Annotated in this window: 16 protein-coding genes; 9 read left to right on the plus strand and 7 right to left on the minus strand. The window is 70.5% G+C overall.

The window, feature by feature from the left end; translation table 11 throughout:
• Nucleotides 1-61: 61 nt before the first annotated feature.
• From JK363_RS37065 to JK363_RS37075, 3 genes are all read right to left on the minus strand, one after another.
• Entirely contained in the window at nucleotides 62-1,102 is a 1,041-nt protein-coding gene (locus JK363_RS37065; protein WP_201882331.1) for an ABC transporter permease, read from the minus strand.
• Entirely contained in the window at nucleotides 1,099-2,676 is a 1,578-nt protein-coding gene (locus tag JK363_RS37070; RefSeq protein WP_201882332.1) for a sugar ABC transporter ATP-binding protein, read from the minus strand. The genes JK363_RS37065 and JK363_RS37070 overlap by 4 nt, the downstream gene beginning before the upstream one ends.
• Before the next feature lie 109 nt (nucleotides 2,677-2,785).
• Nucleotides 2,786-3,823 carry a substrate-binding domain-containing protein gene (locus tag JK363_RS37075; RefSeq protein ID WP_201882333.1) on the minus strand — a complete coding sequence of 346 codons (1,038 nt, stop codon included), beginning with the start codon at nucleotides 3,821-3,823 and terminating at the stop codon, nucleotides 2,786-2,788.
• Nucleotides 3,824-4,106: 283 nt separating this feature from the next.
• Between JK363_RS37075 and JK363_RS37080 the strand changes: the two genes are divergently transcribed.
• The 7 genes from JK363_RS37080 (at nucleotide 4,107) to JK363_RS37110 (ending at nucleotide 10,167) form a co-directional block, all read left to right on the plus strand.
• Nucleotides 4,107-4,874: an SDR family NAD(P)-dependent oxidoreductase gene (locus JK363_RS37080; RefSeq protein ID WP_307822019.1), complete on the plus strand. Its 768-nt coding sequence runs from the start codon at nucleotides 4,107-4,109 to the stop codon at nucleotides 4,872-4,874.
• Nucleotides 4,875-4,936: 62 nt separating this feature from the next.
• Entirely contained in the window at nucleotides 4,937-5,653 is a 717-nt protein-coding gene (locus JK363_RS37085) for a FadR/GntR family transcriptional regulator (protein ID WP_201882334.1), read from the plus strand.
• Entirely contained in the window at nucleotides 5,650-6,795 is a 1,146-nt protein-coding gene (gene dgoD, locus JK363_RS37090; protein WP_201882335.1) for a galactonate dehydratase, read from the plus strand. Before JK363_RS37085 ends, dgoD begins: the two co-directional genes overlap by 4 nt.
• On the plus strand, nucleotides 6,789-7,640 hold the full coding sequence (locus JK363_RS37095) for a hypothetical protein (protein ID WP_201882337.1): 852 nt from the start codon (nucleotides 6,789-6,791) through the stop codon (nucleotides 7,638-7,640). Before dgoD ends, JK363_RS37095 begins: the two co-directional genes overlap by 7 nt.
• Complete coding sequence (locus JK363_RS37100) at nucleotides 7,637-8,248, plus strand: bifunctional 4-hydroxy-2-oxoglutarate aldolase/2-dehydro-3-deoxy-phosphogluconate aldolase (protein WP_201882339.1); 612 nt, start codon at nucleotides 7,637-7,639, stop codon at nucleotides 8,246-8,248. The genes JK363_RS37095 and JK363_RS37100 overlap by 4 nt, the downstream gene beginning before the upstream one ends.
• The gene (locus JK363_RS37105; protein WP_201882341.1) at nucleotides 8,245-9,219 is read left to right on the plus strand and encodes a sugar kinase; all 975 of its coding nucleotides are present in this window, start codon (nucleotides 8,245-8,247) and stop codon (nucleotides 9,217-9,219) included. Before JK363_RS37100 ends, JK363_RS37105 begins: the two co-directional genes overlap by 4 nt.
• 24 nt (nucleotides 9,220-9,243) lie before the next feature.
• The gene (locus tag JK363_RS37110) at nucleotides 9,244-10,167 is read left to right on the plus strand and encodes an SMP-30/gluconolactonase/LRE family protein (RefSeq protein ID WP_236076438.1); all 924 of its coding nucleotides are present in this window, start codon (nucleotides 9,244-9,246) and stop codon (nucleotides 10,165-10,167) included.
• A 6-nt stretch (nucleotides 10,168-10,173) separates the two neighbouring features.
• Here JK363_RS37110 and JK363_RS37115 read toward each other — a convergent pair whose 3' ends face one another.
• The 4 genes from JK363_RS37115 to JK363_RS37130 all read right to left on the minus strand — a co-directional run bounded on the left by JK363_RS37115 (nucleotide 10,174) and on the right by JK363_RS37130 (nucleotide 14,435).
• Nucleotides 10,174-11,031 carry a phytanoyl-CoA dioxygenase family protein gene (locus tag JK363_RS37115; protein WP_201882343.1) on the minus strand — a complete coding sequence of 286 codons (858 nt, stop codon included), beginning with the start codon at nucleotides 11,029-11,031 and terminating at the stop codon, nucleotides 10,174-10,176.
• A gap of 67 nt (nucleotides 11,032-11,098) precedes the next feature.
• Nucleotides 11,099-12,286, minus strand: coding sequence for a cytochrome P450 (locus JK363_RS37120; protein ID WP_443726314.1), 1,188 nt, complete (start codon nucleotides 12,284-12,286; stop codon nucleotides 11,099-11,101).
• Nucleotides 12,283-13,464, minus strand: a complete 1,182-nt coding sequence (locus tag JK363_RS37125; protein ID WP_201882344.1) for a cytochrome P450 — start codon at nucleotides 13,462-13,464, stop codon at nucleotides 12,283-12,285. The genes JK363_RS37120 and JK363_RS37125 overlap by 4 nt, the downstream gene beginning before the upstream one ends.
• Before the next feature lie 188 nt (nucleotides 13,465-13,652).
• Nucleotides 13,653-14,435 carry a thioesterase II family protein gene (locus JK363_RS37130; RefSeq protein WP_201882345.1) on the minus strand — a complete coding sequence of 261 codons (783 nt, stop codon included), beginning with the start codon at nucleotides 14,433-14,435 and terminating at the stop codon, nucleotides 13,653-13,655.
• A 336-nt stretch (nucleotides 14,436-14,771) separates the two neighbouring features.
• Between JK363_RS37130 and JK363_RS37135 the strand changes: the two genes are divergently transcribed.
• Nucleotides 14,772-17,423 (plus strand): glycosyltransferase family protein, encoded by a 2,652-nt coding sequence (locus tag JK363_RS37135; protein ID WP_201882346.1) that lies wholly within the window; start codon nucleotides 14,772-14,774, stop codon nucleotides 17,421-17,423.
• 263 nt (nucleotides 17,424-17,686) lie between these two features.
• On the plus strand, nucleotides 17,687-24,925 hold the full coding sequence (locus JK363_RS37140; RefSeq protein WP_201882347.1) for a non-ribosomal peptide synthetase: 7,239 nt from the start codon (nucleotides 17,687-17,689) through the stop codon (nucleotides 24,923-24,925).
• Nucleotides 24,926-24,927: the final 2 nt, after the last annotated feature.

Raw genomic sequence — 24,927 nt, forward strand, 5'->3', positions numbered from 1 at the left:
CCGGCGCGGTGGACAGGAGGAAGCCCACGCCGGCTCCGGCGCGAGGGGGGCCGGCTGCCTCCTAAGCCGGCAAGCCGACGGCGCGGCGGCCGGAGCGGCGCTGTTGGATGACGACGGCGGCGACGAGGAGGAGGCCCTGGGCAACGTTCTGCCAGAACGTGTTGAGGCCCTGGACGGTCAGGCCGTTCTGGAGGGCCCCGAGGAGGGCGACGGCGAGGAGAGTTCCGGGGATGGTGCCCTTGCCGCCGTTGAGTGCGCAGCCGCCCAGTGCGGCGGCGGTGATGGCCTGGAGTTCCAGTCCTTCGCTGCCCGAGACGGGCTGGCCCGAACCGGTGCGCGCGGTCAGGAGGATGCCGGCGAGAGCGGCCACCACGCCGCTGAGGGCGTAGGCGGCGATGAGGTACTTGTTGAGGTTGATGCCGGCGAGGCGGGCGGCGGTGGCGTTGCCTCCGATGGCGTAGAGGTTGCGACCGATGTCGGTGTACTTCAAAAGGACGTGGACGGCCGCGGCGACGAGGATCAGCAGCCACACCATGAAGGGCAGGCCGGCGATCTTGCCGCGGCCCAGGAAGATGAAGACGCTGTCGGTGAGGACGTACCCCTGTGCCCGGCCGTCGGAGATCAGCTGGGCGACGCCCTTGTAAGCCGCGAGGCCGGCGAGCGTGGCGATCACGGCGTTGACCCGGCCGTAGATGATGACGGCGCCGTTGAGCAGACCGATCAGCGCGCCGAGCGCGAGGGCGGCTGCCATGCCGGCCAGTGGGTTGGCACCGGCGGAGGTGAAGACCATGGCGCTGACGACGGAGGCGAGACCGACCTGGGAGCCGACGGATATGTCGAGCCCGCCACAGATGATCACCACGGTCTCGACGACCGCGAGGAGGCCGACGATGGTGACCGCTTCCGCGATGACCTGGAGGTTGTCCCAGCTGAGATAGTCGGGGTCGAGGTATCCGAAGAGGAGGAGCATCAGGGCCAGTGCCGCACCGAGGCTGAGGTTCTGTGCCCCGATGGTGTCCAGGACGACGCGTATCCGGCCGGCGCGCCGGGGTGGTAGCTGGGTGCCGACGCTGCCGGAGGCGGGGCTGGTCTGAGTGGTCATGATGCGACTCCGGTCGGTTCGTCGGAGGCGGGGTGGGGGGTGTCGGTCAGATCGTCGGCCATGGCCAGAGCGAGGATGGCCTCTTCCGATGCCTGGTCGCGGGAGAGTTCACCGGTCACCCGGCCGTTCTGCATGACGATGACGCGGTCGGAGAGACCGAGTACTTCCGGCAGTTCGGAGGAGATGACCAGGACGGCCACTCCGTCACGGGCGAGGGCGGCGATGATGTGGTAGATCTCCACTTTGGCGCCGATGTCGACGCCTCGTGTGGGCTCATCGAGGATCAGGAGTTCGGGGCGCCGGGCCAGCCAGCGCGCCAGGACGGTTTTCTGCTGGTTGCCGCCCGAGAGGGTGCCCACTTGCGCTTCGATCGAGGGGGCCCGCACCCGCAGGCGGTCGGCGAAGTCCTGGGCCAGGGCCTTCTCCTTGGCCTTGCTGACGAAGCGCCCGTGGCGCAGGCGTCCCAGGCTGACCAGGGTGATGTTGTCGCGGATCGTGCGGTGGAGGAACAGTGCTTGGGCCTTGCGTTCCTCGGGCGCCAGCCCGACACCGGCGCGGATGGCGTCACGCGGGCTGCGCAGGCGCACCTCACGGCCGTTGACGCGGATGGTGCCGGAGCGCACCGGGCTGTCGCCGGCGAGGGCGAGGGCGAGCTCGGAACGGCCCGCGCCGATCAGCCCGGCCAGGGCGACCACTTCGCCGGAGCGGACCTCAAGGCTCACGTCGTCCACATCATCGGTGGTGAGGTTCTCGACGCTGAGTACCACGTCTCCGGTGGCGGCCTGCTGCCGTTCGAACATGGTGGACAGATCGCGGCCGACCATCAGCCGTACGATCTCGCCCTCACTGGTGGCGGAGGTCGGGCGAACGCCTGCCAGGGCGCCGTCGCGCAGGACGGCGATCCGGTCGGCGAGACGGAAGATCTCCTTCATCCGGTGGGAGACGTAGATGATCGCCACGCCCTGGTCGCGCAGCGCCGCGATCAGGGAGAACAGCGCCTCGGCCTCCCGCTCGGACAGTGAGGAGGTGGGTTCGTCGAACGCGATGACCTGGGCGGCGTGCGCGCCGGTCAGCGCGCGCAGGATCTCCACCAGCTGCCGCTGGGCCGCGGTGAGTTCGGACCCCAGCAGGTCGGGGTCGATGACGGTGTCGAAGCCGAGCCGGGCAAGGTCGGCGGTGACCCGCCGACGCAGTTCCGCCCGGTCCAGGCGCCGCCCGGCCCGGCGGGGGAGGGCGCCGAGATAGATGTTCTCGGCGACCGAGACATGGGGGATGATCTCCGGTTCCTGCGGGATGATCCTGACCCCGGCCCGTCGTGCGTCGATCGGGGAGGACAGATTCAGGGGGGTGCCGTTCAACAGGACGCGGCCGACGGTGGGCTGGTGGTCGCCGGTGAGGATGCGCAGCAGGGTCGACTTGCCGGCCCCGTTCTCGCCCATCAGCGCGGTGACCTGTCCGGGCGGGAAGTGCACGGAGACATCGTGGAGAGCGGTGACGGTGCCGAATCTCTTGCTGACGGCTTCGGCGGACAGCCCCGGTGGTGGGGTGCCGGGCGGGACGGTGGGTGTGGTCATCCTGAGCCTCTGCGGGAGCTGTGGGAGGGGCCGGCGGGACGGGCCGGCGGGCCGCTGGAATGCCGGGGGAGGTGGCTGCCGGGCCGGCCGGCGCGGTCCCGGGACGCGGTCAGCTGCACTTCAGGCCCGCGCTGCGCCAGTTCGATGCGTCCACCATCTTCGTTGGGGCGAATGCCTCGGCGGGGAACTCCGTGCCGTTCTTGAGCCTGTCGTACATCTTCTGCACGGCCAGCGCGCCGACATCCTTGCCGTTGATGAACAGGGCGGCCCGCATACCAGAGGACTTGTCCGCGGCCCAGTCCTTGCAGGCGAGGTAGGCGCCCAGGCCGATGCCGATGATGTTCTGGTGGCTGACGCCGGAGTTCTGGAGGGCGGTGACCCCGCCCTGGACGTTCTCGTCATTGCAGCCCCAGACGATCCAGTGCTTGACGTCGCGCTTGGCGGTGACGGTGGCTGCGACCTTGTCCTGGGCGCCGGTGGGGGTGTTGTCGGTGGCGACGTCGATGTTCCGCACCTTCGCTCCGGCGCCGGCCGTGAAGGCTTCCTTGGCGGCCTTGACCCGGTCGCTGCACACGGTCACGTCCTGCTTCCACGCGGAGATGATCCGGGTGTCCTCGGCCTTCCAGCCGGACTTCTTGAATTCCTCGGCGGCCCGCTTACCGACCTCACCGCCCATCTGGTCGCCGCTGAATCCGACACGGGGCACGAGATCGCCCTTGGGGCATTTGACCGGGTCGGGTCCGGTGGTGCAGATCTGGTCGTCGGAGGTCAGCAGGGCGATCTTGGCGTCCCTGGCCGCCTGCGCGACCTCGGGGCCCACGGCCGGGTCGGGTACGACGATGATCAACCCGTTGACCTTCTGCGCGATCGCGGACTTCACCTCGCTGATGGCCTTGTTGGCGTCATTGCCGAGGTTGACGACCTTGAGGTCGACGCCGAGCTGGGCGGCCTTGGCCTCGGCGCCCTCGGCCTCGCCCACGAAGTACTCCTGGTCGCCCTGCTTCTGGAGGTAGGCGAGGGAGATTTTCCCGTGTGCCTTCTTCACCTCGCCCGAGCCGACCTCGGACTGACCGGAAGAGCAGGCACCCAGCGTCAGGATGGCGGCGATCCCGACGACAGCGGCGGCGCGGGTTCTTGCAGGGATCATTGTCACGGCTCCGTTCAACGTTCTTCGAAGGTGGGCTGAACGGCCACGTCGTGGGCGGCCGGGGCGAGCATCGAGATCACGGATGGACTCCCGCTGAACTCAACGGCGTTGGGGCACACCGACGGATACCGCGGTGCACTGCACGGGACTGTGCTGCCGGGCAGCACACGTACGACTGGCGCGGGGCATCGCCGTCACCGGCTTGCCTGCACGGCATCGTGTGACCACCGGCACAGCGTTGTCAAGATATTGAATTATTAATGCGAAGAGCTACCGTTGCGTTGTGACCGAACACGGATGTCGAAGGTTCGAGGGACGGGTGGCGGTGATCACCGGCGCTGCTCGTGGCATCGGCGCGGCCACGGCACGGCGGCTGGCCTCCGAGGGCGCGGCCGTGATCGTGGTCGATATCGCCGACGAAGCGGGCCGCGAGGTGGCCGAGGGGATCGTCCGGGCGGGAGGGAAGGCCGAGTACCGGCACGGCGACGTGGCGAGCGCGGCCGTGTGGGAGGAGCTCGCCGGCCATGCCCGGCAGACCTACGGCCGCGTGGACGTGGTGCACAGCAACGCCTACCACGTCGTGGTCAAACCGGCCCACCGGCTGGACGAGAACGAGTGGGACGCACAACTCGCCGTCACCCTGAAGGCGTCCTGGCTGGCGATGAGGGCCTTCGCCGCCGCGCTGGAGGAGTCCGGCGGAACGGTGGTACTCACCTCCTCGGTGCACGCCCTGGTCGGACTGCCCGGCCATCCCGCCTACTCCGCGGCCAAGGGCGCGCTGTGCGCGCTGGGCCGTCAACTCGCCGTCGAGTACGGCCCGCGGGTCCGCGTCAACACGGTGGTGCCCGGGCCGATTCTGACCCGCGCCTGGGATCGCGTAGCGGATGCCGATCGTGCGGCGAGTGTGGCCGAGACCGTGGTCAAGAGGTTCGGCCTGCCCGAGGAGGTGGCGGCGGCGGTCGCCTTCCTCGCCTCTGACGACGCCTCGTACGTCACCGGGACCAGCCTGGTCGTCGACGGGGGCTGGTCGATCTTCAAAGCCTCGTCCTGAACACTCTTGCCCCGCAACCGGTGACGCGTCGGCGCATCGGGCCACATACCGAGGAGAACACGATGAACAGCGCCGCACGGGGTCTGCACCGCCAGGCGGTCGAGGTGATCGGCACCAGGATCATCCGCGGGGAGTACCAGCCCGGGGGCGCCCTGTACCCCGACCAGATCGAGCAGGAGCTCGGTGTCAGCAAGACCGTTGTGCGCGAGGCGCTGCGCGTACTGGCGTCCAAGGGACTGATCGCATCGCGCCAGAAGCGCGGTACGTTCGTCCGTCCCCGTGCCGACTGGAACCTTCTCGACAGTGATCTGCTGCGCTGGCAGGCGCTGGGAAGTCCGGACGACACCTTCTTCGACAACCTGGCCGAAGTCCGCGCCATCTTCGAGCCGGCCGCGGCCCGCCTGGCCGCCGAACGCCGTACCGAGGGGGACCTGGAAGCCCTTGCCGAGGCACTGGAGCGCATGAGCGCTCCCGACAGCGACACCACGACCATCGTCGACGCCGACCTCGCCTTTCACCGGGCGCTGATGGCCGCCACCCACAACGAACTGCTGACCCGGATGGAAGTTGTCATCGAGGCCGGCTTGCGCGTACGGGACCAGATCGTCCACGGGGCCGAGCACTGTGCGGACTCCGTTCCCGGGCACCGGGCCGTCCTCGACGCCATACGCGCACGGGATACCGCGGCTGCCACCCGGGCGGTCGAGGCCCTGCTGAGCCAGGCCGTCGCCGACCTCGCCCGGGTCCTGGCCCAGCCCCATGGAGGAGAGACCGGATGAAGATCACCGCGCTGGAGACCTTCCTTGTCGCCCCGCGCTGGCTGTTCCTGCGGATCGCCACCGACGAGGGAATCACCGGCTGGGGGGAACCGATCGTCGAAGGCCGCGCGGACACCGTCCGTGCCGCCGTCGGCGAACTCGCCGACTACCTGATCGGCACCGACCCCCTGCGCATCGAGGACCACTGGCAGGTGTTGACCAAGGGCGGCTTCTACCGCGGCGGTCCGGTGCTCTCCAGCGCGGTCTCCGGTATCGACCAGGCCCTGTGGGACATCGCCGGCAAGACCTACGGAGTGCCCGTACACCAGTTGCTCGGCGGCCATGTCCGCGACCGGGTGCGGGTGTACGCCTGGGTCGGCGGCGACACCCCGTCCCGCGCGGCCGAGCATGCGCAGGAGCAGATCGCGGCGGGATTCACGGCCGTCAAGATGAACGGCTCGGCACAGCTCGCCCCCATCGACACCCCCGCCAGCACACAGGCGGTACTGGACCGGGTCGCGGCCGTACGCGAGGTACTCGGCGACGAACGCGATATCGCCGTCGACTTCCACGGCAGGATGTCCACTGCGATGTCCCGGCGCCTGCTGCCCCTGCTGGAGTTCCTCCAGCCGATGTTCGTCGAAGAGCCGGTCCTGCCCGAGCACGCTCGCGACCTGCGGCAACTGGTCGATTCCAGCTCGGTTCCCCTTGCCGTCGGCGAACGGCTGTACTCCCGTTGGGACTTCCGCGATGTGCTCGCCACCGGAATCGCGGTCGCCCAGCCCGATGTCTCCCACGCCGGCGGCATCTCCGAAGTACGCCGTATCGCCTCCCTCGCCGAAGTCCACGACGTGAGCGTCGCTCCGCACTGCCCCCTCGGCCCGATCTCCCTCGCCGCGAGTCTTCAACTCGCCTTCGCCATACCCAACTTCCTCATCCAGGAGCAGAGTCTGGGCATTCACTACAACCGCGGGAGCGACCTGCTGGACTACCTCCTCGATCCGTCGCCGTTCCGCTTCACCGACGGCTACGCCAACCGGCCCCTCGCGCCGGGCCTGGGGATCGACATCGACGAGGACGCCGTGCGCCAGGCCGCCGAGCACGGCCACAGCTGGCGCAACCCCGTATGGCGCCACGCGGACGGGGCGTTCGCCGAATGGTGACACTCCCGCTGACCGTGCGCACCGACCTGGCTCACGGGGGCCGATGGACCTCCCTCCGAGCCGGTGGACACGAGTGGCTGTGGCACCGCCCGGACCCCGCACGCGCTCAGGTCCGCCCCGGCGCCCCCTTCGTCGACGCCGGCGGACTCGAGGAGTGCGTCCCGACCGTCCGCGGCCTTCCGGACCATGGCGACGCCTGGTCCCGGCCCTGGCGCCGCACCGGTGACAGCGATGAGGTGAACTGTCCGCAGTTCACGCTCCGTCGGCGTATCCGGAAGGAGGGCTCCGGCCTGGTCGCCGACTACCAGCTGACCGCCGACCCCGGATACCGGCTGCTGTGGGCGGCACACGCCCTGCTGGACCTCACCCCCAGCGCCTGCCTGACCGCCCCCTGGGGAACCCCCACCCGCCTCTTCCCCGAAGCCGCTCCCCATCTCGGCCGGCCCTGGCCCCATCCGTCCCGGTACCTCACGGGACGCTGGCCGGCCCCCCACGGCCTGCGGCTGGACCGCCTCGGCCCCGACGACGGCAGCGCCGTCGGGGCGATCCTCACCGGTTGCTGCGGAGTCCAGGTCACCGATGGTTCCGGCACGCTCTCCCTCACCCTGTACGCAGACCCCGGCGTCCCCCTCTCCATCGCCCTGTGGCGCAACCTCGCCGGGTTCCCCGCCACTTCCCCCTACCGCAGCATCGGGGTCGAGCCCATGCTCGGATCCGTCTTCGACCTCGCGGAGGCCGGGCCGTCCGACGCGGCGACCGTCCCCAGCGGCGGAACCCTCACCTGGCAGCTCCGTATCACCGCAACCGGCAGTCCACGCCATCGACCCGGCAAGGCCACGCCATGAACCCCACCGCACCACGGCACCACCTGCTCGCCATCGTCCGCGGTACCGACGCCGACGCCGCGCTGAAGACCGTCCTGGCCCTGGCCGACGAAGACATCACCACCGTCGAGGTCTCCCTCACCACCCCCGACGCCCTGCGCGTGATCGAGCGAGCCCGCCAGGCACTGGGCGCACACGTCCTGCTCGGCGCAGGCACCGTCTGCACCTCCGACGACGCCGCTCGCGCCGCCGACGCGGGAGCCGGCTTTCTGGTCACACCAGGGCTCCTCGACCCCCTGCCCGAGCTCCCCGTCGTCATGGGGGCCCTCACTCCTACGGAGATCATCATCGCGAGGGACCGTGGCGCCCGCGCCGTCAAACTCTTCCCCAGCTGCCTCGGCGGCCCCGGCTACCTCACGGCGCTGCGCGGGCCGTTCCCCGACGTTCCCTTCGTCCCCGTCGGCGGTATCGACCTGGCCGCAGCCCGCGCCTACATCGCCGCCGGCGCCCTCGCCGTCGGCGTCGGAACACCGCTCATCGGAGATGCCGCCGACGGCGGAGACCTCGATGCGCTGCGCCTGCGCGCCAGAACATGGCACCGCGCACTCGCCGGAGAGGTGCATCGATGACCGGCACCCCACAGCCCGGCTGCCCCGATGTCGTCACCTTCGGGGAAGCGATGGGCGCGCTACGGGCCCGCACCCCGGTCCGCCTGGGCGGCACCCTGAGCCTGTCCGTCGCCGGTGCCGAGGCCAATGTGGCCATTGGGCTCGCCAGGCTCGGCCACACCGTCAGCTGGGCGGGCCGCGTCGGCGACGACGAGTTCGGCGCACTGGTGCTGCGCACCCTGCGCGCCGAAGCGGTCGATGTCAGCCACACCGCCATCGACCGCGACGGCCGGCCCACCGGCCTGCTCGTGGCCGAACGACGCATCCGGGATCTGGCAGGCGTCACCTACTGGCGCGCCGGCTCAGCCGGTTCGGCGATCCGGCCCGCGGACGTCCTCCCGGCGCTGCGGGCCGGTACCCGCATCCTCCACCTGACTGGAATCACCCCGGCGCTCAGTCCCACAGCCGCCGACGCGACGATGGCGGCGGTCCGGCGGGCCCGGGCCCTTGGCACCACTGTCTGCCTGGACGTCAACTACCGCGCCCGGCTGTGGTCTGCCGACCAGGCCCGCACCACACTCCTGCCGCTGTCCCGGCTGGCCGACATCATCGTGGCCTCCGCCGACGAACTCCCTCTGGTCTGCGACGATCCCGCCCTCACGGAGCACGACGCCACCGCCGCCCTGCTGCGACAAAGCTGCCGCGAAATCGTCATCACCCGTGGTGGCGATGGTGCCGCTGTCATCTCCGAGGACGGCAGCATCGCCGCACCGGCCCGCTCCGTCCCCGTCGTCGACACCATCGGAGCCGGTGACGCATTTGTCGCCGGATACCTCTCAGGGCTCCTCGACGGTCTCGATGCCCGGCGCCGGCTCGAACGCGCCACCACGACGGGCGCCTTCGCCGTCAGCACCCACGGGGACTGGGAGGGGCTGCCCACCAGAGACGACCTGACGCTTCTCGACCAGCCGACAGGCACTGCCCTGCGCTAGGGACCTAGTGAACGGAAAACCCCGATGCCGCACTCCAAGCCCTCCTCCGTACGTATGCCCGCCCCCGTGCGGATCCTGGCCGACAGCGACTGCGAACTAGGCGAAGGCGCCCGCTGGGTGGACGGGCGCCTCATCTTCACCGACATCCTCGCCGGACGCCTCCTGGAAATCACCGGCCGGGCACCGGGCCAGGTGCGGGAACTGGCCACCCTCGACATGCCGCTCGGCGCCGTCGCGCCCGTCCACGGGGCACCCGGGTCCTGGATAGCAGCGGCCGGCACCGGGATAGCGCTCCTCGACGCCGACGGCCAATGGGCCTGGCTCGCCCGTCCCGAGGACCACACCCGTCTGTCGACCCGCATGAACGACGGCGCCTGCGACCCGCTCGGCCGGTTCTGGGCCACGAGTATGCCCTACGACAACACACCCCGCGCCGGAAGCCTCTACCGAACCGACAACGACGGCGGTGTGCACCAGGTCCTGCGCGGCATGACCATCGTCAACGGCCCCGCCTTCACCGACGACGGCAGCATCCTGTACGTCGCCGATTCCTCGGCCGGCATCATCTACCGCTGCCCGCTGGATGCCGAAGGCACGCCCACCGACCAGCATGTGTTCACGCGGCCGGCGAACGGCTCTCCCGACGGCATGACCGTCGACACCCAAGGCCACCTCTGGGTCGCCGTGTGGGGTGCGGGCCAGGTTCACCGCTACGACCCGAGCGGTGCCCTCCTCGCCACCCTGGACCTGCCCACCCCGCAGCCGACGTCCGTCTGCCTCCATCCCACCGCCGGCCAGTTGATGATCACCACAGCGCGCTACGGACTCGGCCATGGCCACGGCCCAGCCGGAGCCGTCCTCGCAACCGAGGTGGATGCCACAGCACCCGCGGCACGGCCGTATATCCCCTCCCGGGGGTCGTCCGGTCCGCCGGGGCGCCGGCTTTAGGGGGTGTCAGGCGCCCTCGCCCGCCACGCCCTCGTCCTTGAGCAGCAGCATCGGATCCTGCTGTTCGTACCAGCCCAGGAACGGCGGGCAGATGCCGTAGCCGAGGAGGCGCTGGAGCTCTTCCGGGTACTCGCGCACGATCTCCCTGGGCACGGCCAGGTACTGGTTCTCCTCCTGTCGGAGGTTTCCGCGTACGAGGGCCACGGTGAGGCCGGTGCGCGGGGTGTCGGACAGATTCGGCCCGCCGCCGTGGAACAGTCCGCCGACCCAGATCAGGCAGGAGCCGGGCGCCATTTCGGCGGAGACGGCCTCGTCCGGACGGGGGCCGCGCTCCGCCTCCCAGGTATGGCTGCCCGGATACACCAAGGTGGCGCCGTTCTCATCCGTGAACTCGTCCATCGCCAGCATGATCTGCACCCGGTTGGTGGGCCCCGGGCAGGGGAGCAGATGGGCGATGTCGTCACGGTGTGCGGGCTGCGGCGTCTCCCCGGGCCAGATCTGAATCAGCTGCGTGATGCTGACCTGGACGTTGGGTGCGAGCAGTGCGCGCTGCGGCCCGAACCAGTTGGGTGCGGGCCGCTCGATGAGGTCACGGGCGGCGCCGAGGAACAGCGGGTTGAGCGCAATGCGTTCCATGTGCCGGGAGCGGGCGAACAGCGAGCACAGCCGCTTGGTCCGCTGCCCGGTGAACGAGCTGTCCCCGTACCCGGTCGCGTCGAGGGCCGGGCCGAGGTCATCCCACAGTCCCTGGAGGGTCGTGGCGTCGATGAGGTTCTCCACGATCACGCCGCCGTCGCGGTCGAGGGCCGCGCAGACGTCGCTCACGGCGGACGTGGAGGGAAGCCGGGTGAGACGTGCGGCCATGGGATTGTCAGGCTCCTTGGTGTCAGTGACGTCGGACGGATCGGTGACATCGGGCGGATCGGGGGACTCACCACCGGACCGGCAGGGTGTCCAGACCGTGCAGCACCCCGGCTTCCTTGAACACCAGCTCCTCGACCGGCCGCGCGAGCTCCAGTGTCGGGATCCGCTGGAACAGGGTCTGATAGGCGAGTTCCATCTCCGCCCGTACGAGATGGGCCCCGAGGCACAGGTGGCGGCCGAAGCCGAACGCGATGTGGTGCTGCTCGGAGCGGCCGGGGTCGAACTGGTGCGGGCAGGAGAAGGCGGAACCGTCGAAGTTGGCGGCGGCGACCAGCGGGGCGATGCCCTCACCGGCCTTGATGACCTGCCCGGCGATCTCGACGTCCGCCACAGCCACCCGCAGCGGCACGAGGTCGGCGACGGAGTAGAACCGCAGCAGCTCCTCCACCACCCCGTCGTCGCCGATCCACTGGGGATTCGACAACAGGGTGACCGCCCCGAGCGCGATGTTGTTCGCCGTGGTCTCCTGCCCCGCGATGAGCAGCAGCAGCGCCGCGCCCGCGGTCTCCATCGGCGTCAGCGCCTCCGACCTGATCAGCACGCTGATCAGGTCGTCTCCGGGACGCCGCCGCTTGATGGTGTGCATCCGGCCGAGATAGCGCAGCAGCTGCTTGGTGGCCTCGTCACGCTCCTCGTCGGTGGAGGTCAGCGTGACCAGGACACGGATACGGGACTCGAAGAAGCCGCGGTCCACCGGCGGCACCCCGAGCAGCTCGCAGATCACCAGAGATGGCACCGGCACCGCGAAGTCGGTCACCAGATCCGCCGGGCTGCCCTTGGCCAGCAGCCTCTCGACACAGCCTTCGACGATCTCCTGGATCCGCGGCCGCAGTTCCTTGATACGCCGGAAACTGAACTCCGGGATGAGGACCTTGCGGTAGCGGTCGTGCTCGGGCGGGTCCAGCGCCGCGAACCAGCCGGGCACCTGGGTCTGGGCGGGTGGCCCGCCGGTCCGGCCAGGGGCCGGAAAGCCCTCATGCCGGGGGTCGGAACTGATCTTCGGATGGGTGAGCACCGCGCGCACGTCCTCGTAGCGCGTCACCAGCCAGACCCGGTCCCCGGTGGGCATGGTGGACCAGACCAGCCCCTCGCGTTCGCGGAACTCCTCGTACTCCTGGGGCGGGAAAGTGCCACCGGTCCGCCGCAGCGGGAAGTCGACCCGCTTGGCGGCGTCCGGCGCCTCGGCGCCGCTCACCAGGTCACCGGCAGTTCGTCGAGCCCCCCGACGAGCTTTCCGGCCCGTGTGACCAGCTCATCGGACGGGACCGCCGGGCGCAGCCCGGGCAGGCGGGTGAACAAGGTGGTGAAGGCGGTGCTCAGCTCCAGGCGGGCCAGTGGTGCGCCGATGCAGTGCCAGATCCCGTGGCCGAAGGTCAGGTGCTGGTTCGGGGAACGGGTGACGTCGAACTCCTCGGGCGTGGCGAAGGCCCGGTCGTCGAAGTTGGCGAGGGCGAAGTCGAGCAGTACCAGCTCGCCCGCCCGGATCGTCACACCACCGATCTCGATGTCCTCACTGGCGTACCGCGGCAGGGTGGCCCCGGCCCGTTTGGCCGACCGCAGCACCTCCTCGACCATGCCGGCCAGCTGTGCCGGATCGCGGAGTACCCGGTCGCGCTGCTCCGGATGGACGGACAGCAGCACCACCCCGAGGTCGATATGGGTGGCGACGGCCTCCAGTCCCGCGAACATCAGGGCCGCGGCCAGTGCGCCGACCTCGACGTCGGGGACGCCCGTCTCGCACAGCCGGGAGATCACATCGTCGTCGGGTTCCGCCCGCTTGCCTGCCGCGATCTCGGTGAGCAGGCCGAACAGCGCTGCCGGTCCGGACGACGGGTCCGCCCCGCTGCCGACCTGTCCCATGCTGGCCAGCAGCGCCGCGCACCGCCCCTGGTCCGCCTCCGGCACGCCGATGAGCTCGTACAGGATCCGCAGGGCGTACGGCAGGGAGAAGTGGGCGTGCAGGTCCGCGGGCCGCTCCCGGGTGGCGAAGTCCTCCACCATGGCCGTCGTCAGCGCCTCGATCCGCGGGCGCAGGGCGTTGATACGCCGCGCGGAGAACTGCGGCGTGAGCACCGAGCGGGACTTGGCGTGCATCTCCCGGGCGGCCTCCGCGTCAGCGGAGATGAGCATGTCGACCATGGAGTTGTTGATGTACTTCGGGGCGGCGGGCGGGTTCGGGTGCGACCGGCCGAGCCGCTGGTCGTGGAGTAGTTGCTTCACCTCGGCGTGCCGGGTGACCAGCCATGCCTCGTCACCTGCCGGGGTGCGCACCCGGCAGACCGGCGCGTTCGTCCGCAGGGACTCAAGACGACTGGGACACAGCACGGGCTGTGCCTCGGTGGTCAGCGTGGGCAGATCCTCGGATGTCGGCACGGACTTCTCCTCATGTTCCTGCCTGATGGGGCACTGCGGTTCGGCGCTACGGAGCGGGGTACGGGCTGCGTCGCGCCGCGAAGGACATAGGCCCGGCGGCCGGCTGGGGGGGGAGGGGGAATACCGGCCGCCGGGCGGACCTGGGTGGCGCCTCAGTGGTGTGAAAGTGCCGGGGGAACCCGGTCGGATCACGGTGAGGCGGCGGTCCGCGCCGCGCGCGCGGCGTCGAGTGCCTCGGCAATCACCTTGTTGACCTCGTCCTGGTGGTCGGCGAGGAAGAAGTGGCCCCCGGAGAACACCTCCACCCGGAAGGCGCCTTCGGTGTGCTCCTGCCAGGCGTGTGCCTCGTCCAGTGTGGTCCGCGGGTCGTTGTCCCCGGTCAGTACGGTGAGGGGGCAGCGGACCCGGCGGCCCGGCTCGCCGGCGTAGGTCTCGATGGCGCGGTAGTCGCCCCGGATCGCGGGCAGTGCCAAGCTCAGCAGCTCGTCGTTGCCGAACACCGCGGAGTCGGTTCCGTTGAGCAGTTTGAGCTCGGAGATGATGCCGCGGTCGTCGCGGGTGTGCACCTGCTCGTCCCGTACGGTCGACGGCGCGCGCCGCCCCGAGGCGAGCACGGTGTGCGGGGAGTTGAGTCCCCGCTGCTCCAGCCGGAAGGCGGTCTCGAAGGCCAGCACCGCCCCCATGCTGTGCCCGAAGAACACGGTGGGCTTGTCGCTCAGCGCCTGGATCTCCTCGGCGAGCTGGTCGGCGAGCGTGCCGATGTCCTCGATGCAGGGCTCGCGACGCCGGTCCTGGCGGCCGGGATATTGCAGGGCGATCACATCGGTGTCGGGGGAGAACCGGACCGACACCGGGTGGAAGAAGCTGGCCGAGCCCCCCGCGTGGGGAAAACAGATGAGCCGGGCGGTGCTGTCACCAGACGGGTGGTACCGACGAATCCAGGCTGTCGTGGCGTCGTCCTTCGTGTCCAAGTTTCCTCGGTCCCTTTCCGGTCGCGATGTCCGCCTGACGCCCAGTGAAGACGGCGCCGCGCCCGGAAATCCCCAGTCTCGCCTCACCTTCCATACCGCGGGCCATGGAGCGCTCGGTGTTGCGCGGAAGCTGGGGATTTGCCTGTCGCCGCCCGATAAGACTCCTCGCAGCCGAAGGAGGACGGGAAGCCTGCTCACGGGTGAGCCCGTGCGAAAGACTCCAGGAGGAGATGTGCACAGCACCCCCATAGGCCCGATTCCGGGGCGGACGGCCGCCCCGGGACAGCCGGTGCGGCCCCGCGGCCTCGTCGTTCTTCCCGCCATGGGGGCGAACCGATGACGCTACTCGCCGACCGCCTGCGGGAGTTCGTCGTGGGATGCCTGGAAGAGCTGCACACGACACACCTCCCGGGCTTCCGTATCCCGAGGGTGTTCGGCGGGCACCAGGTCGAAGCCGATGTGCGCGCGGATCTTGCCTTCACCCTTGGGCTGCTGGGTACCGGAGGGGTTTCCCGGGTCGCGGGCATGCCGGTGGAGGACGCGTTGCGCACCGTCCTCGCCCCGACCGATGGACAGGGCACTCACACCTTCGCCTCCTACCGCGTGGCGGAGACCGTCGCACGCTACGGGCCGTTCGACGGGAACCCCCTGCTGGCGCAGCTGACCGCCGCCCAGCGCAGCGAGATAGCGGCTGCCTGCGACTCCCTGTCCTTCCTGCCGCTTCTGGACGCGGGGCTCCCGCGCAACTACGCCGCGGTCCTGGCGCGCTGTGAAGCGGGCCGCCAAGCGCTGGGTCTGCCGATCGACCTGGATGTGCTCGACGACCTGACAGCCCGGACACGCGACCTCCTGACCGCCAACTCCCGCGGCTATCTCGACGACTCGTACCAGGGCGATGGCCGCTTCGATATCTACACCGCGGATGTCTACCTCTTCACCGAGCCACTGGCCGCCGGTTTCGGCGATGCCTGGACCGCCGGGGCCGCCAACGCTCTCCGCCTGGTCGAGTCGGTGATCAGCCGCAACGGAGCGGCCGTCACCTGGGGCCGTTCGACCGGTGCACTCGCCCTGTGCCTGACCGTGGAGCTTGCGGGACTGGCCGCGTGCCACCGGCTGGTCGCCGAGGACGCGATCGGCGAGTGGGTCGGGCGCGCCGAGAACGCTTTCGCCCATCTGCGCACCTGGTTCCCCGGCGGTCTGGTGGCCGCGCACCAGTACCGTTCGACCGACGCCTACCGGGGTTCGAACGCCCGTCTTCAGATGACCCTGGACTGTCTGGGTAAACTGGCCGACGCCGCCAACTCGCTGGACCGCCTGGCCGGACGCACCCCCCTCACGGCCGACCGGGACGAGCTGGTGTGGTTCGACGAGTCCCGGAACTCGGGGGTGTGGTCCTACCGGTCCAGGGATCTGGCCTTTGTGCTGCCGCTGGTCGGCGGCAGCCTGAGCGAGTATCTCGCCGCCCCGCGGAATCCTGGTCTCTTCGAGGTCCCGGTCGACAGCGATCTTGTCACCGGTCTGCCGATGGCGATACGCCACCAGAGCCGTTTCACGCCCGCGGGCCTTCCCGTATCGGTGCGCAAGGTCCCCCACGGCATAGAGGTCGAACACATCGGATGGGTGCAAGCCGGTCAGCTCGATGTGCCGGCCGACCGTCCGGTGCTCGGCGGTCGGCGACGGGCCACGTACCAGGTCGAGGGAGCGACGCTACGGGTGGCGGAGGATCTGCGGTTCGACACGGTCCCCGATGCCCTGTCCCTCCAGGTGGCGGAGACGACGGACCGCCCGTTGAACGTCCGGTTCGAGACCACGGGCGACGACCACGTCACGACGGTCGACACCAGTGGACTGACGGAATACCGCAGCAGCTGGGCCGAGTTGCCGGCGGTGCACCAGGTGGACCTGGAGCCCACCTCCCGTGTCCGGTTCCGCTGGTCGGTCTCACCGCGGCTCCGGATCATGACGACGGCCCACTTCGACGCATACGACGCCAGCCTCTACGAACCGCTCGCCGGCCGGATCGTACACGGACCGACGCCCCAGGAGGTGTACTGGGGAGACACCGCGGCGCTGGACGGCTGGGACCAGTTCCACCTGCACTGGCCGGAATATCTCTACTGGCCGTCGCACCCCCGCCTGCTGCCGGATCACATTCCGCCGTGCGAGCCGAGCGCTCATCGGGCACTGATCGCCCTGCTTCAGGAGAACGGCGTGAAGATCGTCTGGACGCAGCACAACCTCGTCCCGCACCACCGGATACCGAACGACGAGGAGGTCTACGCGCAGTGGGCGGCGGCCGCCGACACCGTCATCCACCACAGCGAGTACGGGAAGGCTCGCGTGCTCGAACGCTACGCATTCGGTGAGCACACCCGGCACTGGGTGATCCCGCACGGGCACGCCGGCAATCCGCTCCCCGAAGACATCACGATCCAGCGGCAGGAGGTCGAGAAGTCTCTGGGTCTGCGGCCGGGTGTGCTGCGCCTGGCCGTCATCGGCGCACCTCGGCGCGAGAAGCGCGCCGATCTGGTGATGGAGGCGGTCGCGGCGTCGGCGCGGGACGATATCGAACTCCTCGTCCTCTCCTCGGCCCGCGGCCGGCAGGTGCCGGACGACCCGCGCATCGTGGCCTTCCCCTACGACCATGTGCCGCAGGAGGAGTACAACCGGCGCCTGGCCGCCATCGACGTGTTGGTGATGCCTTTCGACGAGGGAATGCTCACGACCGGGACGGTCGGGGACGTCGTGGGTGCGGGCCTGCCGGCCTTGGTGTCCTCCTGGCCGTTCCTGACGGAATATCTCGGCGACGCGGGCATCTGCTATGGCTCGTCCGCCGAGGACCTCAGGCGGTGCATCGATGGATTGGATGAGGCCCAGCTCCGTCATGCCCGGGAGGCGGCCGTACGGCTGCGGCCGGTCTACGACTGGAAGCGCGTGGCCGAGCTCCACCTCGCCGTTCTGGAGGATCTCGGCACGGCGAAGCTGTAGGACGGACCGGCCACCGATCGGTCGGCGGTTCGCCGTCGGCCTCGGAAACCTCCCTTATGGATTCGGACAATCTCCGGTTCGGGGCGGTGAGCGGGTGACGGAGGCTGCGCGTTCCGGCTGACGGAACAGATCACTCCGGTTGATCGTCGCGCTGCCGGATCTGGTATGTGCGGGGGGGCCACGCTCGCGGTGCCTGGCGTGATTTGCCCCGCTGGGGTACGGGCCTGCCGCGGTTCTACTCATGGGTAGGCATGATGTTGATCATGACGAGGACCGCGGCTGTCGGAGCAGCCTTCCGTGTAACGCAGGGGAACGAACACAGGCGGAGCCCGCTGACGGCGTATCAACGGGATATCTGGGCCGCCAGTTCCCAGGCTCCGGAATCACCGCAGTTCAACTGCGTCCTCCACGAACGTCTGCGAGGCGGCGTCGACCACGGCGCGCTCGCCGAGTGCGTCGAGAACGCGCTGTACCGCCATGACACCTTCCGGCTGCGGTTCGGTGAGCACGCGGGGGCGCCCTTTCAGTGGGTGGCGGGCGAGGTCATCCGGGTCAGCACGGTCGACCTCACCCAGGAGCCCGAACCGGACGTCGCGTGCGCCGATTGGATGCGGCGCTCGATGGCGACGGCACTGCCGCTCGCGGACGGTGGTGCCCTGGTCGAGGCCACGCTGCTGCTGGAGAGCCCGGACGTCACACATCTGCACATCAAGGCGCACCACATCGTCGCCGACGGCTGGACCGTCAATGAGCTGAGCCACGAGATCCTGGAGGATTACGCGCGGGCCACGGGCGCCGGCCAGGAGCCCACCGGCCGCCGCGCGCCCTCCTCCTACCTCGCGTTCGTCGAGGAGGAAGCCGCCTACCGCGCCGGTGCCGAGGGCGACCGTGCCTTCCACCGGGAAGCCCTCGCCGGCGTGGCGCCCGCGCTCTTCACGCGCACGGCGGGCGGGAGCGGACGCGGCCGCCACTCGTTCATCGTCGAGGGCCGTCTCGCCGACCGGGTCCGCGCCGCCGGGCTCTCGCCGTTCGCGTATATCGCCGCCATGTTCGGTACCTGGCTGACGCGGCTGCACCGCAGCGAAGAGGTGGTCCTTGGCGTCCCCTTCCTCAACCGGCCGGAGGATCACCACAAGGACGTCCTCGGCCAGTTCGCCAACACCCTGCCGCTGCGGGTCGCGGCACCCGGCGGGCGGACGGTGCGGGAACTGGTCGCCGAGACCCAGGACGCGACCTATGCGCTCCGGCGCCACGAACGACTCGCGCTGGGCGACGTCCAGCGCGAACTGCCCCTGCCGGCCGAGGGACCCCGCCAGCTCTTCGATGTGACGGTCTCCTACCTGCACTGGTCGCGACCGGCACCGATACCGGGGGTCGAACGGCAGACGGCCATGATGGCCCCCTCACACGAACAGGACGCCCTGGGCGTCATGGTCTGTGCCTTCGACGACACGGCCGACATCCGCATCGACCTGGACTACGCCCTCGACGTCTTCGACGAGGACCTGCCCATCGCCTCGGTCGCCGGCCACCTCGGGACGTTGCTCGCACACGCAGTGGACGAGTTGGACCGGCCCGCCTCGGCCGTTGCGATGCTGACGCCCGTCGAACACCGGGACCTCACCGCGGTGCGCAGCCACGGTCCCCAGGTGCCCTATGCGGACGAGGCCACGCTGCACGGCCTGTTCGAGGAGCAGGCGGCCCGCCGCCCCCGGCAGACCGCCGCCATCGGCGCCACGGGCGAGACCCTGACCTATGCCGAACTGGACGAGCGGGCCAACCGGGTCGCCCGGGCCCTGCGGGACGAGGGCGTCGGCCCGGACGACCGGGTCGCGGTGATGATGGAGCGGGGGCCGCGGCAGCTGGTGGCGCTCCTCGGCACGCTGAAGTCCGGGGGTGCGTATGTACCGGTGGACCGCGACTACCCGTCCGAACGCGTGTGGTTCCTGCTGGAAGACAGCCGCGCCAAGGTGGTGATCGTGGACGGTGACGCCCCCGCCACCGGTGTGCCCGAAGGAGCGGCGGTGCGGCACGTCGAGGACCTGCTGCACGGCAGCGGTGCCCCGCTGCCGCCGCTCGCCGGCTCGCGCGATCTGGCCTACGTCATCTACACCTCCGGCTCGACCGGCCGGCCCAAGGGCGTGATGGTGGAGCACCACAGCGTCGTCAACCGCCTCGCGTGGATGCAGCGCAGCTATCCGCTCGGCGATGGTGATGTCCTGCTGTACAAGACGCCGGTCTCCTTCGACGTCTCGGTGTGGGAGCTGTTCTGGTGGGCCGTCGAGGGCGCCTCCGTGGCCCTGCTGCCGCCCGGCGGCCAGCACGATCCGCGGGAGATCCTTCGGACCATCGCTGAACAGCGCGTCAGCGTCGTGCACTTCGTGCCCTCGATGCTCGGCCCGTTCCTCGACCTGCTCCAGGCATTACCCGAGGCACGCGAGGGCTTACGCTCCCTGCGGTACGTTTTCTGCAGCGGCGAGGCCCTGCCGCCGGAGCGGGTCGAGCAGTTCAACCGGGTCTTCGGCATATCCGGTGCCCCGTGCCCGGTACGGCTGGTGAACCTCTACGGACCGACCGAGGCCACGGTCGACGTCTCGTACTACGACTGCCCGGGCGATCCCGCTCGGAGCGTCGCGCGGGTCCCGATCGGCCGGCCGATCGACAACACCCGGCTGTACGTCCTGGGCCCCGGCGACCTGCCCCAGCCGGTGGGCGTCGCCGGTGAGCTGTGCATCGGTGGTGCCGGTGTCGCGCGGGGCTATCTGGACCGCCCGGAGTTGACCGCCGAGAAGTTCGTCGCTGACCCGTTCGTGCCGGACGGTCGCCTCTACCGCACCGGTGACCTCGCACGATGGCTGGCGGACGGCACCCTGGAGTACCTCGGGCGAATCGACGGCCAGGTCAAGATCCGGGGCAACCGGGTGGAGCCGGGTGAGGTGGCCGGCGCCCTGCGAGCGGTCCCCGGCGTCCGCGACGCCATCGTGGTGGACCACACCGATGCCGCCCGCGGCATCCACCTGGCCGGCTACTACGTCGCCGACGCCGCCATCGATCCGGTGCGGTTGCGCGAGCTGCTCGCGAGGACGCTGCCGGCGTTCATGGTGCCGGCCCGCTTCCTACGGATCGACGCCATTCCGCTGACCCCCAACGGCAAGGCCGACCGCCGTGCGCTGCCCCCGCTTTCGGACACCGCGGACACCGCGACCGGGCCACAGCCGCGCAACCCCACCGAGGCCGCCCTGGCCGAGATCTGGGCCAGGGTGCTGGACCGGGAGACCGTCGGCGTCCACGACGACTACTTCACGCTCGGCGGCGACTCGATCCTCATGCTCAAGGTGCGGGCCGAGGCCGAGGCACAAGGCCTGCGGTTCTCCCTCACCGACCTCATGCACCACCCGACGGTGGCGGGTCTGGCCACCTGCGTCCAGAGCCGGCCGGCACCGTTGGGCGAGGGTGCCCCCGCGCCGTTCGCCCTCGTCTCCGGCGTGGACCGGGCCCGTCTGGAAGGTGCCGAGGACGCCTGGCCGCTCACGCGGCTCCAGCTCGGCCTGCTTTACCACAGCCGCAGGCATGAGACCTCCGCCACGTACAAGGACGTCTTCCAGTACACGCTCGAACTCCCCTGGGACGAGGACGCGTTCCGCCGGTCGTTCGACAGGCTGGTGGCACGCCATCCGGTGCTGCGCTCCGCCTTCGACCTGGCGGGCTTCTCCGAGCCGTTGCAGATCGTCGGCGCGCCCGAGCCCGGTGGCCTGGACATCGTCGATCTGCGCTCGCTCGACAGCGCCGCGGCCGACGCCGAGGTGCGCGCGCACATCGACGAGCGCCGCCGCCACGCCTACGCCTTCGACCGGGCGCCGCTGTACCTCTTCCGGGCACATCTCCGGCCCGAGGCTGTCGACCTGGTCCTCAGCTTCCACCACGCACTGCTCGACGGCGGCAGTGTGGCCAACCTCCTCCAGGAACTCCTCCAGGACTATGCGCACGGCCTGGGACTCGGCATCGGCCCCGTCGACGGCACGGCGCCGCCCTCGGCCGCGTGCCATGTACAGGCGGAGCTGGCGGCCCTGGGGTCCGCGGAGGCGCGGCGGTACTGGAAGGAGAAGCTGGCCGGCTGCGAACCCCCGCAGACGGAGACGTTCCGGGCGCACCTGCCGGGCACCGGCCGGGAGCCGTCCGCGCACCGCGCCGACCTGCCCGACGCGCTGGTCGCACAGGTGCGGCGGTTCGCCGCCCAGCACGACCTGCCCCTCAAGTCCGTGCTCTTCGCGGCGCACTGCCTGACGCTGGCCACGTTCGCCGGTGCCGGCACCCGCGAGGTGACCACCGGTCTGATCACCCACGGACGGCCCGAGCTCGCCTGCGCGGAACGCACCGCCGGACTCTTCCTGAACACGGTGCCCCTGCGCCTGGACGTGGCGCAGGCCGCATGGCTGGACGTGGCGCGTGAGGCCCTCCGGCAGGAACAGGACAGTCACCCCCACCGCCGCTACCCGCTCAGCGCCATCCAGGAGGACCACGGCGGCCCCGTCCTGGACACCGCCTTCAACTATGTGCACTTCCACCAACTGTCCGACGTCCTCCGGCTCCCGGACGTGCGGCTACGGGACTTCCGTACCTGGGAAGAGACCAGCTTCCGGCTCCTGGTGAACGCGGTCACCGAACCGGACGGCGCGGGTGTGTGGCTGCGGATCGACTGCGACGGCGACGGGTTCTGCGCCGACCAGGCCCGCGTCTTCGCCGACGGGTACCGCAAGATCCTGCGGAGGATGGTGGAGGACCCGCACGGGGAGCCCGAAGTCGCCTTCCTCGCGGACCGGCCGGTCCTCGCCCGAGCCACGTCCCAGCCCACCGTCGTCGAACGCGTTACGCGGCAGGCGGCCCGCATCCCGGACGGCACGGCCCTGGTGATGGGGGAGGAGCGGTGGAGCTACGCCCGGCTGGCCCGGACGGCTGACCGGGTGGCCCGGCGCCTGTGCGCACTCGGCGCCCCGCCCCAGGCCCGGATCGGGATCGCCATGGACCGCTCACCGCAGACGATCGCCGTGATCCTGGGAGTGCTGCGGGCCGGGTGCGCCGTGGTGCCCCTGGACACCGGCTACCCGGCCCAGCGGCTGGCCACGATGCTGGAACAGGCCCTGCCCTTCCGCGTCATCGCCCATGCCCCCTATGCCCACCTCGTCGGCGACCCGTCGCTGCTGCTGTCCGCCGCGTCGGTGACCGAGTCGGCCCCCGGCCCCGTCGTGGAGCCACCGGCGGAAATCCCCGCCGAGAGCACTGCCTACGTCCTGTTCACCTCCGGCTCCACCGGCCGGCCCAAGGGCGTCACCATGCCGCACCGTTCCCTGGCCGGCCTGGTCGCCTGGCAGATACACGCCACGAGCGGTGCCGTGGGCGGCGCCACCCTCCAGTACGCGCCCCTGAGCTTCGATGTGTCCTTCCAGGAGATCTTCTCCACGCTGTGCTCCGGCGGCACACTGCACCTGGTGGGCGACGCCGAGCGGCGTGATATGCCGGAGCTGCTGCGGCTGATCGACCGCGCGGGCATCGAGCGGGTCTTCCTCCCCTATGTGGCACTCCAGCAACTGGCGGAGACCGCACAGGCGTTGGGCATCGTCCCCCGTGCCCTACGGGTGCTGATCTCCTCCGGCGAACAGCTGCGCGTCACCCAGGAGATCCGCAGGCTGTGCGCCGCGCTCCCGGACGTCGTCCTGGAGAACCAGTACGGGCCGACGGAGACCCACGTCGCCACCGCCTTCACCATGACCGGGGACCCGGCCGCGTTCCCCCCGCTGCCCCCGATAGGACGCCCCGTCGACGGCGCCGAGGCATATGTGCTGGACGACCGGCTGCGCCCGGTGCCCGCCGGAGCGCGCGGCACCATCCACCTCGGCGGCAGCTGTCTGGCCGACGGCTACGAAGGGCGCCCCGACCTCACCAAGGAACGCTTCATCCCGCATCCCTTCGCGGGAGAGGAGAGGATGCTCTACGACACCGGGGACCTCGGTCTGGTACTGCCCGACGGGACGATCGCGTACGCCGGGCGGGCCGACACGCAGGTCAAGGTGCGCGGCTTCCGCGTGGAACTCGCCGAGGTGGAGCTGGCCCTCACCGATCTCGCCGGGCTGTTCCCGGGCCTGCGCGACGCCGCGGTCGTGGCCCGGCGGCACGAGAACGGCGACTGCCTCCTCACGGCCTTCCTGATGGGCGAAGGCACCAGCTCGGACCTGACCGGCATTCGCGAGCTGCTGCGCACCGCGCTGCCCGACCACATGGTGCCCTCCCATCTGCAATGGGTGACGCACCTGCCGAAGACCCCCAGCGGAAAGCGGGATGACGCCGCCCTGCGCCGGGTCCCCCTCACCCCCACCGCCGAAGCCACCGGGGCAGGACCGCGCGACGCCTACGAACGCGCGTTGTCCGAGATGCTGGCGGACCTGCTGCGGCTGCCCGCCGTCGGCGTTTCCGACAGCCTCTTCGACCTGGGCGGCACCTCGCTCACCGCGATGCGGCTGGTGGTCCGGATCGAGCAGCGCTACGGGGTGAACGTCCCGCTGTCGGAGTTCATCGCGGCCCCCACCGTGGCCGGACTCGCGGCGCTGCTGCGTGCGGGCGGCGCGGTTCCCGCGTTCGACCCCCTGGTGCCGATCCGCCCGGAGGGCACCCGCCCGCCGCTGTTCATGGTGCATCCCATGGGCGGCAACGTGCTGTGCTACGTACGCTTCGCCCGGCACCTTCCGGACGATCAGCCGCTGTACGCGCTCCAGGCGGCCGGGGCGGACCCCGGCACCAGGCCGCTGCGTACCGTGGAGGAGCTCGCGGACAGTTATCTCGCCGCGCTGCGGAAGGTGCAGCCGCACGGCCCCTACGTCCTCGGCGGGTGGTCCTTCGGTGGCTTTGTCGCCTTCGAGATCGCCCGCCGTCTGCGGGCGTCGGGCGAGGACGTGGCCCGGCTGGTGCTCCTGGACACCACCGCGCTGAGCCAGGGACAGCGCCACCGTCATGACGACGACGCGCTGCTGGGATGGTTCTTCTGGGAACTGCTCTGGCTGGAGCGCGGCGGCGACTCCCCGATGGAGGACATACCGGGCGAACTGATCTCGCTGGACGAGAAGTTCGACTTCATCGCCCGTCTCGCGACCGATGCCGGCGTGCTGCCGGCCGGCAGTTCGGGGGCCGTCATACGCCGGCTCTTCCGCGTCTATCAGGCCAACTGGAAGGCGGCGCTGGACTATCGGCCCGAGGCCGGGGACCAAGGGCTCACCCTGATCCGCGCCGCGGAACCGCTGCCGGACGTCCTCGCCGCGATGCACGGCGCGGCCGGAAGCCGCCACGAGGAGCCGACGAACGGCTGGGGCGACATGACCGACGGCCCGGTCGGGGTCATCGGCGTGCCCGGTGACCACCTCACGATCATGGAAGAACCGTACGTGGAGCACGTGGCCAGGACGGTCGCGGAGCTGATCAGGTCCCGCCGGTCCGGGGCCCACGAGGAGAGCTGACG

This window comes from Streptomyces coffeae (genome assembly GCF_016741875.1).
GTDB classification, from domain to species: Bacteria; Actinomycetota; Actinomycetes; order Streptomycetales; family Streptomycetaceae; genus Streptomyces; species Streptomyces coffeae.

Excerpts from the sequence above, each read along its gene's own strand:
- JK363_RS37085 (WP_201882334.1), top strand. The coding sequence starts at position 4,937 with ATGAACAGCGCCGCACGGGGTCTGCACCGCCAGGCGGTCGAGGTGATC.
- JK363_RS37095 (WP_201882337.1), top strand. The coding sequence starts at position 6,789 with ATGGTGACACTCCCGCTGACCGTGCGCACCGACCTGGCTCACGGGGGC.
- JK363_RS37135 (WP_201882346.1), top strand. The coding sequence starts at position 14,772 with ATGACGCTACTCGCCGACCGCCTGCGGGAGTTCGTCGTGGGATGCCTG.
- JK363_RS37105 (WP_201882341.1), top strand. The coding sequence starts at position 8,245 with ATGACCGGCACCCCACAGCCCGGCTGCCCCGATGTCGTCACCTTCGGG.
- JK363_RS37110 (WP_236076438.1), top strand. The coding sequence starts at position 9,244 with ATGCCGCACTCCAAGCCCTCCTCCGTACGTATGCCCGCCCCCGTGCGG.
- JK363_RS37075 (WP_201882333.1), bottom strand. The coding sequence starts at position 3,823 with ATGATCCCTGCAAGAACCCGCGCCGCCGCTGTCGTCGGGATCGCCGCC.
- JK363_RS37100 (WP_201882339.1), top strand. The coding sequence starts at position 7,637 with ATGAACCCCACCGCACCACGGCACCACCTGCTCGCCATCGTCCGCGGT.
- JK363_RS37070 (WP_201882332.1), bottom strand. The coding sequence starts at position 2,676 with ATGACCACACCCACCGTCCCGCCCGGCACCCCACCACCGGGGCTGTCC.
- JK363_RS37140 (WP_201882347.1), top strand. The coding sequence starts at position 17,687 with ATGACGAGGACCGCGGCTGTCGGAGCAGCCTTCCGTGTAACGCAGGGG.
- JK363_RS37065 (WP_201882331.1), bottom strand. The coding sequence starts at position 1,102 with ATGACCACTCAGACCAGCCCCGCCTCCGGCAGCGTCGGCACCCAGCTA.
- JK363_RS37115 (WP_201882343.1), bottom strand. The coding sequence starts at position 11,031 with ATGGCCGCACGTCTCACCCGGCTTCCCTCCACGTCCGCCGTGAGCGAC.
- dgoD (WP_201882335.1), top strand. The coding sequence starts at position 5,650 with ATGAAGATCACCGCGCTGGAGACCTTCCTTGTCGCCCCGCGCTGGCTG.